This window comes from Streptomyces sp. NPDC031379 (assembly GCF_055569615.1).
Genome location: NZ_JBVIIT010000055.1, coordinates 1 through 12,534, shown reverse-complemented (window position 1 = coordinate 12,534; position 12,534 = coordinate 1). Strand labels below are relative to the sequence as shown.

Annotated in this window: 2 protein-coding genes; both read right to left on the bottom strand. The window is 71.9% G+C overall.

Annotation, left to right across the window (positions count from 1 at the left end):
- On the bottom strand, positions 1 to 9,903 hold a 9,903-nt coding region (locus ACZ5CW_RS40890; protein ID WP_468610864.1), incomplete at its 3' end, for an SDR family NAD(P)-dependent oxidoreductase.
- Between the two features lie 51 nt (positions 9,904 to 9,954).
- On the bottom strand, positions 9,955 to 12,534 hold a 2,580-nt coding region (locus tag ACZ5CW_RS40885; protein ID WP_468610862.1), incomplete at its 5' end, for a type I polyketide synthase.

Here is a 12,534-nt window from a genome sequence, read left to right as displayed (position 1 = left end):
ACCGGCCGTGTGCACGACACCGGTCAGACGGTGCTCGTCCGGCACCGACGCCAGCAGGCCCTCCACCTGAGCACGGTCGGACAGATCACAGGCCACCACCGACACCGAAGCGCCCTGCGCGGTGAGGTCGGCGACCAGCTCCCCCATGCCCTCGGCATCCGCACCCCGCCGACTCGCCAGCATCAGATGCCGGACACCGTGCCGGGTGACCAGGTGCCGTGCCGCCAGAGCGCCCAACGAACCAGCGCCTGAGACCAGTACCGTTCCGTCCGACCCGAACGCCGTGGGGACGTCCGGCGCCTGACCGGTGGCACGGACGAGCCTGGGTGTGAAGAGGGTCGTTCCGCGCACCGCGATCTGCGGTTCCCCTCCGGCCAGCACCGAGCCCAGTACCGACTCCGGACCGCTCTCGGCAGCGGGGTCGGTGTCCAGCAGGATGATCCGGTCCGGGTTCTCCGCCTGCGCGGCCCGGACCAGGCCCCATACCGCGGCTCCCGCCGGGTCGCTCACCGCACCGTCGCTCCCGGCCGGTACCGCCCCTCGGGTCACGACCACCAGCCGCGTCTCCTCCAGCCCGGACCCGGCCAGCCAGCACTGCACCACCTCCAGCACCCGGGAGGTGAGCGCCAGCACCGCGTCCTCCTCGTCGCCGCCGACGGCCTCCAGGACTGCCGCCGCCGGGGCGTCCGCACCCGACAGCACATCGTCGGCCAGAGTCGCCACCGCTTCCGCTGTTGCCACCGACAGCCACGAGGGCACAGGCTCCCCCTGAGCCAGGGGCAGCTCGGTCCACTCCACCCGGTACAACGAGTTGGCGGCCGCCGTGTCCGCCGCCGTCTCCAACTGCTCGGTGGAGACCGCCCGGCCCACCAGCGAGTCCATGGTCACGACCAGGCCACCGGCCTCGTCCACCGCCTCCAGCGACAGTGCGTCGGGCTCGGGCCGGCCGACCCGCACGCGCAACACCGAGGCGCCGGCCGCGTGCAGTTCCAGCCCGTTCCACGCGAACGGCAGCCGCAGCTCCAGCCCGTCCGGTTCGCCTTCGCCGCCCTCGGCCGCCATGACTGCCGCCACGGCGTTCAGCATGGTCGAGTGCAGGGCGGCGTCCAGCAGCGCGGGATGGATACCGAAGCGGCCGGCCTCCCTGCGCTGTTCCTCCGGCAGGGCGACCTCGGCGAAAACCTCCTCACCACGGCGCCACACCGCCCGCACACCGCGGAACGCCGGGCCGTACCCGTAGCCGCCCTCCGCGAGCAGAGCGTAGCCACCGGAGATGTCCACCGGTTCCGCGCCAGGCGGCGGCCAAGCGGCGAAATCGAATGTGGTGCCGCGGCGATGCGACCGAACCGTGGCCGACAGCATGCCGGTGGCATGCCGAGTCCACACATCGGCGCCTTGCGCCCCGGCGGCATCCTCGCGCAGGGAATACACGTCCACCGTGCGCGAACCGTTCCCGCCCGGCGCGCCCACCGCGACCTGTACCCGGACCCCGCCGTGCTCGGGCACCACCAACGGCGCCTCGATCACGAGTTCCTCCAGCACCCCGCAGCCGGCCTCGTCACCGGCCCGCACCGCCAGCTCCACCAGTCCGGTACCGGGAACGAGCACCACACCGCCGACCGCGTGATCGGCCAGCCAGGGGTGTGAGCGCAGCGACAGCCGCGAGGTGAACACCAGGCCGTCGGAATGCGGCAACTGCACCACCGCGCCGAGCAGCGGGTGATCGGCCCCGGCCAGCCCCAGCGACGCCGCGTCGGTGGCCGACGCGGCCGGCTGAAGCCAGTAGTGCCGGTGGTCGAAGGCGTACGTCGGCAGATCCACGCGTGCGGACGCGGACCCAGACCCGGACCCGGACCCGGACCCGGACCCGGACCCGGCGGGCAGGATCTTGGCCCAGTCCACGGTCACACCTCGTACGAACACTTCGGCCATCGAGGCCAGCAGGCGCCGCAGGCCACCGTCCTCACGCCGCAGAGATCCGGTCACCACCACATCGGTGCCCGTGTCGGTGTCGGCGTCGGCGTCGGCCTGATGGACGGTTTCGGTGATCGGCTGGAGCAGCACCGGGTGGGCACTGATCTCCACGAAGACGCCGTGGCCCTGGTCGAGGAGATCGGCCACCGCGGGGCCGAAGCCAACCTGCTGGCGCAGGTTGCGGTACCAGTACGTGCCGTCCAGGATGTCGGCGTCCTCCACCCAGGCGCCGGTCACGGTCGAGTAGAACGGCACCACCGGCGCCTGTGCGGTGATCCCAGCCAGCGCTTCGGCGAGGGTGTCGCGGATGTCCTCCACATGCCGCGTATGCGAGGCATAGTCCACGGCGATCCGCCGCACCCGGACGCCTTCGCCGGACAGCGCCTCCAGCGCCTCGTCCAGTGGCCGGCCGTCGCCGGCGATCACCACCGAGGACGGCCCGTTGACCGCGGCCACCTCCACCCGGCCCGCCCAGCGCTCCAGCCGCTCGGTCGCGTCTTCTTCGCTCAGCGCGACGGAAGCCATACCGCCACGCCCGGACAGCTGACGTGCGATGGCCTGGCTGCGCAGGGCCACCACACGCGCCGCGTCCTCCGGCGACAACGCGCCCGCGACGCAAGCGGCGGCGATCTCACCCTGGGAGTGGCCCAGCACAGCGTCAGGCTTGACCCCGACCGAGGCCCATACGGCGGCCAGACCCACCATGACCGCAAAGCTCGCCGGCTGCAGTACGTCCACCCGCTCAAGGAGTAAGGGGTCCACCTCGCCGCGCAGCACATCCACCAGCGACCAGTCCACCCACCGCTCCAACGCGGCCGCGCACTCCGCTATCCGCTCGGCGAAGACCGGTGAGGTGTCCAGCAACTCCCGGCCCATGCCCGCCCACTGCGAACCCTGCCCCGGGAACACCCACACGGCCTTGCCCGGTACTCCAGAAACGGCCACGCTGCCCGTCACCACATGGGGCGCGCTCTCGCCCCGCGCCAGCGCTCCCAGCCCGGCCAGCGCGTCCTGAGCCGAGTCGGCCACCACCACGGCGCGGTGGTCCAGCAGTGCCCGGCTCGACACCAGCGCCCCAGCCACATCACCCAGCGGGCGCCCGCTGGTGCCCTCGATGAATGCCTCCAGCCGCTCGGCCTGACCCGCCAGTGAACTTGCGCTCCGTGCCGACACCACCAGCGGCACCACACCCACAGGCCCCACCGTCTCCGCGACAGCCTCTTCCGGCGGTGCCTCCTCCAGGATCAGGTGCGCGTTCGTCCCGCTGACACCGAACGAGGACACACCGGCCCGGCGCGGACGGCCGTTCCGCGGCCACTCCCGGGCCTCGGTCAGCAACTCCACCGCGCCCGCGGACCAGTCCACCTGGGACGTGGGCTCCTGCACATGCAGCGTGGGAGGCATGACGCCGTGCCGCAGTGCCTGCACCATCTTGATGACACTGGCCACGCCTGCGGCAGCTTGTGTGTGACCGATGTTCGACTTCAACGAGCCCAGCCACAAGGGCTGTTCCGGGTCCCGGCCCTGTCCGTACGTCGCCAGCAACGCCTGCGCCTCGATCGGATCACCCAGCACCGTGCCCGTGCCATGGCCCTCCACCACATCCACATCGGCCGGGACCAGCCCGGCGCCGGCCAGCGCCCTGCGGATCACCCGCTGCTGCGACGGACCGTTCGGCGCGGTCAGCCCGTTGGAAGCGCCGTCCTGGTTCACCGCACTGCCACGCAGCACCGCCAGCACCCGGTGCCCACGCTCCCGCGCCACCGACAGCCGTTCCAGCACCACCACGCCCACACCCTCGGCCCAGCCCGTGCCGTCCGCGCCGTCCGCGTACGCCTTGCAGCGCCCATCGCCGGCCAGGCCCCGCTGCCGGGAGAACTCCACAAAGGTGACGGGCGTCGCCATCACGGTCGCGCCGCCGGCCAGCGCCATCGAGCACTCACCCTGCCGCAGCGCCTGCGCGGCCAGATGCATCGCCACCAACGACGAGGAACACGCGGTGTCCACCGTGACCGCCGGACCCTCGAAACCAAAAACGTACGACACCCGGCCCGACGCCACACTCGACGCCGTACCCGTGCTGGCGAAGCCCTCCAGCTCCGGTGCGACCACACCGGTCCCGTAGCCCTGACTGGACACCCCGGAGAACACGCCGACGTCGGTGCCCTTCAACGAGACCGGGTCGACTCCTACGCCCTCCAGTGCCTCCCAGGAGGTCTCCAGCAGCAGCCGCTGCTGCGGGTCCATCGCCAGCGCCTCACGCGGCGAGATCCCGAAGAACCCCGCGTCGAAGAGCCCCGCGCCCGGCAGGAAACCTCCCTGGTCGGTGTAGGAGGTTCCCGTGCGGTCCGGGTCGGGGTCGAACAGGTCCTCGAGGTCCCAGCCGCGGTCGTCAGGGAAGGACGACATACCCTCACGGCCCTCGTGCACCATCCGCCACAGATCCTCGGGATCCACCACACCGCCCGGCAGCCGGCACGCCATCCCGACGATCGCGATCGGTTCGGCGGGGTCCCCGGCAACGGACGCAGCCGCGGCGGGCGTGCCGACTGCCACGTCGCCGAACTCGTCGCGCAGGTGGCGGGCGAGCGCCAGCGGGGTCGGGTAGTCGAAGACCAGCGTGGCCGAGAGCTTCAACCCGGTTTCCTCGCGCAGCCGGTTGCGTAGTTCCACCGAGGTCAGCGAGTCGAACCCGACGTCCTTGAACGCCATCTCGGTCCGGACACCTCCCGGCTCGGTGTGCCCGAGCACGACGGCAGCCTGAGCGCGTACCAAGTCAAGGAGCAGCGCCTCCTGTTCCGCCGCGGCGAGTCCGGTCAGCCGACGGGCCAGCCCGCCGTCCTGGGCGGATGCCGCACGGGCCAGTTGCCGACCCGGCCGTACCAGGCCGCGCAGCAGGTGCGGCACTGCGTCACCGGCCGCCGTAGCCGCACGCGGACCCCGCAGGTCCAGCTTGATCGGCACCAGCAGGGTCTGTCCTGATCCCACAGCGGCGTCGAACAGCTCCATGCCCTCCGCCGGCGTGATCGCCAGTACACCTCCACGGCTCGCGCGCGCCTGGTCAACCCCGCTCAGGCGAGCGGCCATGCCGGTGGTCTGCTCCCAGAGGCCCCAGGCCAGCGACAGACCGGGCAGGCCCGCCGCCCGACGGCCGGCCATCAACCCGTCCAGGAAGGCGTTCGCCGCCGCGTAGTTGCCCTGGCCCGCAGAGCCGAACACCCCAGAGGCGGACGAGAACACGATGAACGCGTCCAGGTCCAGATCGCGGGTCAGATCGTCGAGGTGGCGTACCGCGTCCACCTTCGGCGCGAACACCCTCGCCAACCGCTCCGGAGTCAACGTCCCGATCACCCCGTCATCCAGCACACCGGCCACGTGCACCACACCGGTCAGGCGGTGTTCGTCCGGGACCGACGCCAGCAAGGCCTCGACCTGGGCGCGGTCGGACACATCACAGGCCACCACCGACACCACAGCGCCCTGCTCGGTGAGGTCGGCGACCAGCTCCTCCACACCTTCGGCGTCCGGGCCACGGCGACTGGCCAGCACCAGGTGCCGCACACCGTGCCGGATGACCAGATGCCGGGCCACCAGAGCGCCCAACGATCCGGTGGCGCCTGTGACCAGGACGGTTCCTTCGGGTCCGAACACAGCGGTGCTGCTTGGCACTTGATCGGCGGCGCGTACCAGCCGGGGTACGGAGAGGGTCCCTCCGCGCACCGCCACCTGGGGCTCCCCGCAGGCCAGCACCGACCCCAGAACGGACTCCGCTCCCCCACCGAAAGCCGGGCCGGTGCCGGTGCCGGTATCAGTGTCGGTGCCGGTGCCGGTGTCGGTGCCGGTGTCGGTGTCGGTGTCCAGCAGGACGATCCGGTCGGGATTCTCCGCCTGAGCAGCCCGGACCAGACCCCACACCGCCGCCCCCGCCGGGTCGCTCACCGCACCGCCGACCCCGGCCGGCACCGCACCCCGAGTCACCACCACCAGCCGCGACTCCTCCAGCCCAGACCCGGACAGCCACGCCTGCACCACACCCAACACCCGCGAACACAAAGCCAGTACGGCACCCACACCCTCACCACCGACAGCCTCCAGAACCGCTACCGCCGGAGCACCTTCGCTCCCCCCGGCCAGAGCTGTCACCTCGTCAGCCGTGGACACCGGCAACCACGACGGCGAAGGCTCCACCCCCTGCCCCGACGGCAGCTCGGTCCACTCCACCCGGAACAACGAGTCGGGGCGGTTGTCCGCCGCCGTCTCCAGCTGTTCGTTGGACACCGGCCGGGACACCAGGGAATCCAGTGTCACCACGAGGCCGCCGGTCTCGTCCGCCGCCTGCAGCGACACGGCGCCGGGTCCGCCGGGCAGCAGCCGTACGCGCAGTGCCGGGGCGCCCGCTGCGTGCAGTACGAGCCCGTTCCACGCGAACGGCAGTACCGCTTCCCCGGTGTCCTCGGTCGTCGTGTCGGCTCCGGCGCCGAACATCCCGGCGTGGAGGGCGGCGTCCAGCAGCGCCGGGTGGATACCGAACCCACCGGCCTCCTTACGCTGCTCCTCGGGCAGGGCGACCTCGGCGAAAACCTCCTCGCCGCGCCGCCACACCGCCCGCACACCCTGGAAAGCCGGACCATACCCATAACCCCGCTCGGCCAGGTCCGCGTAAAAGTCCCCGGCCTCGACCTGCTGCGCTCCCGGCGGCGGCCAGGCGACGAAGTCGAACCCGGTGCGGCCACCACTCTCCGGCCGCACCGTGGCCGACAGCACACCGGTGGCATGCCGCGTCCACACATCCATGCCTCGCGTGTCAGCCGCGTCCTCGCGCAGCGAGTACACGTCCACCGTGCGCGAACCGTCCCCGCCCGGTCCGCCCACCGCGACCTGCACCCGGACCCCGCCGTGCTCGGGCACCACCAACGGCGCCTCGATCACCAACTCCTCCAGCACCCCGCAACCGGCCACGTCACCGGCCCGCACCGCCAACTCCACCAGGCCCGTGCCAGGCACCAGCACCACACCACCGACCCGGTGATCCCCCAGCCACGGATGCGAGCGCAACGACAGCCGCGAGGTGAACACCAGCCCGCCGGACTGCGGCAACTGCACCACCGCACCCAGCAACGGGTGATCGGCCGTCGCCTGACCCAACGACGCCGCATCCGTCGCCGACGCAGCCGGCTGCAGCCAGTAATGCCGGTGATCGAAGGCGTACGTCGGCAGCTCCACCCTCGCGGGCGCCGTCCCAGCGGGCAGGACGCCGGCCCAGTCCACGGCCACACCTCGTACGAACAGCTCGGCCACCGAGGTCAGCAGGGTCTGTTCTTCCGGGCGGCCGTCGCGCAGGGCCGCGACGCAGGTCACCGCGGTGCCCGCGTCGGTGGCCGTCTCCTCGACCACGCCGGTCAGAGCGGCGCCAGGTCCCAGTTCCACGAACAGCGTGCCGCCGTACTCCACCGCGGCCGCGATCCCCTCGGCGAACCGCACCGGCCGCCGCACATGGTCGGTCCAGTACCGCGGGTCAGCGAGTTCGCCAGGCTCTGCCAGCCGTCCGGTCACGTTCGAGACCACCGGAATCACCGGGGGCTGCCACACGACCTCGGCCAGCTCTGCGGCGAAGTCGGCCAGCATCGGCTCCATCAGCAGGGAATGGAAGGCGTGCGAGACCGTCAGCCGTTTCGTCTTGTGTCCCCGCTCCCGCAGCAGGCCGGCTGCCGCGAGGACCGCTTCCCGGTCACCGGAGAGCACCACCGAGGACGGCCCGTTGACCGCCGCGACCTGCACACCCTCGCCCAATGTCGCGGCGACCTCCTCCTCGCCGGCGGCCACCGCGACCATCGCCCCGCCCGGGGGCAACGCCTGCATCAGCCGGCCCCGGGCCGCGACGACCCGTGCCGCGTCCCGCAACGACAGCGCACCCGCCGCGTACGCAGCGGTGATCTCGCCGATCGAATGCCCGATCACCGCGTCCGGTCGCACACCCCAGGACTGCACCAGCCGGAACAGAGCGCTCTCCACCGCGAACAGCCCCGCCTGCGTGAACACCGTCTGGTCGAGGAGTGCGGCACTGCCCGCCACGCTGCCCAGCACCACATCCCGTACCGGGTGATCAACCCAGCCGGACAGACAGGCGTCCAGTTGCCCACACGCCTCGTCCAACGCCTCCGCGAACAGGGGATACCGGTCATACAGCTCCCGGCCCATCCCCACCCGTTGCGAGCCCTGCCCCGGGAACACCCACACGACCTTGCCCGGCCCACCGGCACCGGCAGCACCGCCCACCACCACGCCGGCGGCGCTCTCCCCACGTGCCAGCGCCCGCAGTCCCCTCAGCGCCTCCCCGTCCGAGCCGGCCACCACCACCGCTCGTTCACCCAGCAGTGCACGGCCCGACACCAGCGCCCCGGCCACATCCGCCGGCTGCACCCCGTCGGCGCCCTCGATGAATGCCGCCAGCCGCCCGGCCTGGCCGGCCAGGGAACCGGTACTCCGCGCCGACACCACCAAGGGCACCACGCCCGCGGGCGCCGCCGCCCCCAAGACGGCCTCCCCCTCCTCCGACGGCGCCTCCTCGAGGATCAGGTGCGCGTTCGTCCCGCTGATACCGAACGAGGAGATCCCGGTCCGGCGCGGGCGGCCGTTCCGCGGCCACTCCCGGGCCTCGGTCAGCAACTCCACCGCGCCCGCGGACCAGTCCACCTCGGTCGTGGGTTCCTGCGCGTGCAGCGTGGCGGGCATGACGCCGTGCCGCAGTGCCTGCACCATCTTGATGACACTGGACACCCCCGCGGCCGCCTGGGTGTGACCGATGTTCGACTTCAACGAGCCCAGCCACAACGGCTGTTCCGGGTCCCGGCCCTGTCCGTACGTCGCCAGCAAGGCCTGGGCCTCGATCGGATCACCCAGGGCCGTCCCGGTCCCGTGGCCCTCCACCACATCCACATCGGCCGGGACCAGCCCGGCGCCGGCCAGCGCCCTGCGGATCACCCGCTGCTGCGACGGACCGTTCGGCGCGGTCAGCCCGTTGGAAGCGCCGTCCTGGTTCACCGCGCTGCCGCGCAGCACCGCCAGCACCCGGTGCCCGCGTTCCCGCGCCACCGACAGCCGCTCCAGCACCACCACACCGACGCCCTCGGCCAGCCCCATTCCGTCCGCGCCGTCCGCGTACGCCTTGCAGCGCCCGTCCCTGGCCATGCCCCGCTGCCGGGAGAAGGCGACGAAGGTGCCGGGGCTCGACATCACGGTGGCGCCGCCGGCGAGCGCCATCGAGCACTCACCCTGCCGCAGCGCCTGTGCGGCCAGGTGAATGGCCACCAGCGACGTGGAACAGGCCGTGTCCACCGTGACCGCCGGGCCCTCGAATCCGAACACGTACGACACCCGGCCCGACGCCACACTCGGCGCGACACCTGTGCCCGCGAAGCTTTCCAACTCCGGCGCGGCCGTACCGGCTCCCGCCCCGTAGCCCAGGCCCGACACCCCCGAGAACACGCCGACATCGGCGCCTTTCAACGAGACCGGGTCCAGACCGGCCCCCTCCAACGCCTCCCACGACGTCTCGAGCAGCAGCCGCTGCTGCGGGTCCATCGCCAGCGCCTCACGCGGCGAGATCCCGAAGAACCCCGCGTCGAAGAGCCCCGCGCCCCGCAGGAAACCACCCTGATCGGCGTACGAGGTACCTGGATGGTCCGGGTCCGGGTCGAACAGACCTTCCAGATCCCAGCCCCGGTCCTCGGGAAAGGACGACACCGCGTCCCGGCCCTCACGCACCAACCGCCACAGGTCCTCCGGCCCCGCCACGCCGCCCGGCAACCGGCACGCCATTCCCACGATCGCGATCGGCTCGCCCGCGTGCGAGGAGCCCTGCTTCCGCAGGTTGTGCAGCTCGGTCGTGACGCGCTTCAGATACTTGAGGAGCTTTTCGTCCGTGGCCATTCCTCAGTCCTCACGAAGGTTTGATGGGAACCGCAAATCCTCGAACCGGTCTCAGATGAGCCCCAATTCGTCATCGATGAAGCCGAGGACTTCGTCGGCCGACGCGGATTCCAGTTTCTCCGCCACCGTGGAAACGTCCGCCTGCTCGAGAACCCCGTTGCACCTGGCCACCAGGCCCTGAAGGCGAAGCACGACACTGGATTTCATGGATTCATCGAGGCGCAGACCGCTGATGAGCGACTCGACGTCTTCTATCTTCGCGTTCACACGAGAAAGCGCGTCGTCACTGATACCGAGTTCGTCGCGCAGGTGGCGGGCGAGGACCAGCGGGGTCGGATGGTCGAAGACCAGCGTGGCGGGTAGCTTCAGGCCGGTCGCCTCCCGCAGCCGGTTGCGCAGTTCCACCGACGTGAGCGAGTCGAATCCGACGTCCTTGAACGCCGTATCCGCCCGGACACCCCCTGGCCCCGCATGCCCGAGCACGACCGCGGCCCGAGTACGGACCAGATCAAGAAGCAGTGCCTCCTGTTCCGCCGCGGCGAGGCCGGCCAGCCGACGGACCAGCCCGCCATCTTGGGTGGACGCCGCGCGAGCCAACTGCCGGCCCGGCCGTACCAGACCGCGCAGCAGATACGGCACGGCGCCACCGGCCGCCGTACCGGTACGCAGGCTCCGCAGATCCAGTTTGACCGGCACCAGCACCGCGTGTCCGCACCCCACAGCGGCGTCGAACAGTTCCATCCCCTCCGCGGGCTCGAGGCCCAGGACTCCGTCACGGCCGGCGCGCCGGCTCATACGCTCCTGGTCGCCACTGCTGAGGTGAGCGGTCATGTTGGTCTCGTGCCTCCATGTGCCCCAGGCCAGCGACAGACCGGGCAGGCCCGCCGCCCGGCGGCCGGCCATCAACCCGTCCAGGAAGGCGTTCGCCGCCGCGTAACCGCCGCTGCCCGCGCCCAGGAACACGGAGGACGCGGAGGAGTAGACGATGAACGCGTCCAGGTCCAGGCTCCGGGTCAGGTCGTCGAGATGGCGTACCGCGTCCACCTTCGGCGCGAACACCCTCGCCAACCGCTCCGGAGTCAGCGTCCCGATCACACCGGCATCGAACACACCGGCCGTATGCACCACACCGGTCAGGCGGTGCTCGTCCGGCACCGACGCCAACAGCACCTCGACCTGGGCACGGTCGGACACATCACAGGCCACCACCGACACCGCAGCACCCTGTTCGGTGAGGTCGGCGACCAGCTCCTCCACACCTTCGGCGTCCGGGCCACGGCGACTGGCCAGCACCAGATGACGCACACCGTGCCGGACGACCAGGTGCCGGGCCACCAGAGCGCCCAACGACCCGCCACCGGAAACCAGTACCGTCCCCTCCGGCCCGAACAGCGGTGCGACGGCCAGCCCTTGACTGGTTGCGCGGGCAAGGCGGGGCACTGAGAGGGTTGTTCCGCGCACCGCGATCTGGGGCTCTCCGCTGGCCAGCGCCGAGATCAGGACCGGCTCGAGACCGGTCTCGGTGGTGGGGTCGGTGTCCAGCAGGATGATCCGGTCGGGGTGCTCGGCCTGGGCGGCACGCACCAGGCCCCATACCGCCGCGCCCGCCGGGTCGCTCACCCCGCCATCGCCAGCGCCGTCGCCATCACCAACGCCGTCGTCACCCGCGGGTACCGCGCCCCGGGTCACCACCACCAGCCGCGACTCCTCCAGTCCCGCCTCGGCCAGCCAGGCCTGCACCACCTCCAGCACACGAGAGGTGAGCGCCAGTACCGCGTCCTCCTCGTGGCCCCCGACGGCTTCCAGGACCGCCGTCGTGACGGCTCCGGCACCCGCTGCCGTGCCGGCCGCCAGGGCGGTCACCTGTTCCGCTGTGGTCACCTCCACCCACGACAGCGAAAGGTCCTTCCCCGGAACCGGAGGCAGCTCGGTCCACTCCACCCGATACAGCGAGTTGGCGGCCGCCGTGTCCGCCGCCGGCCCCAACTGCTCGGTGGGCACCGGCCGGGACACCAGCGAGTCCATCGTCAGCACCAGGCCACCGTGCTCATCGGCCGCCTCGACCGACAGCGTGTCCGGCCCACAGGGTGCGACCCTCACCCGCAGTGCCGAGGCGCCCGCGGCATGCAGCACCAGCCCGTTCCAGGCGAAGGCCAGCACCGGCTCCCCGGAATCCTCCTCCGGCCTGTCCGCCCCACCGCCGAACGTCCCGGCCTGCAGGGCTGAATCCAGCAGTGCCGGGTGGATCCCGAAGCGGCCGGCCTCCTGGCGCTGTTCCTCGGGCAGGGCGACCTCGGCGAAGACCTCCTCGCCGCGCCGCCACACCGCCCGCACGCCCTGGAACGCCGGCCCGTACGCGTAGCCGCGCTCGAGCAGACCGCCGTACAGGTCGCCGGAGTCCACCTCGACTGCACCCGGTGGCGGCCAGGCCTCGAAGTCGAAGCCCTGTCCCGCTCCGTCGGGGGCCGGTGAGACCGCCAGCAGCCCGGTCGCGTGCCGCGTCCACACATCCGCGTCGCCCTCGCCGACGGCGTCTTCGCGCAGGGAGTACACGTCCACCGTGCGCGAGCCGTCCCCGCCCGGTCCGCCCACCGCGACCTGCACCCGAACTCCACCGTGCTCGGGCACCAC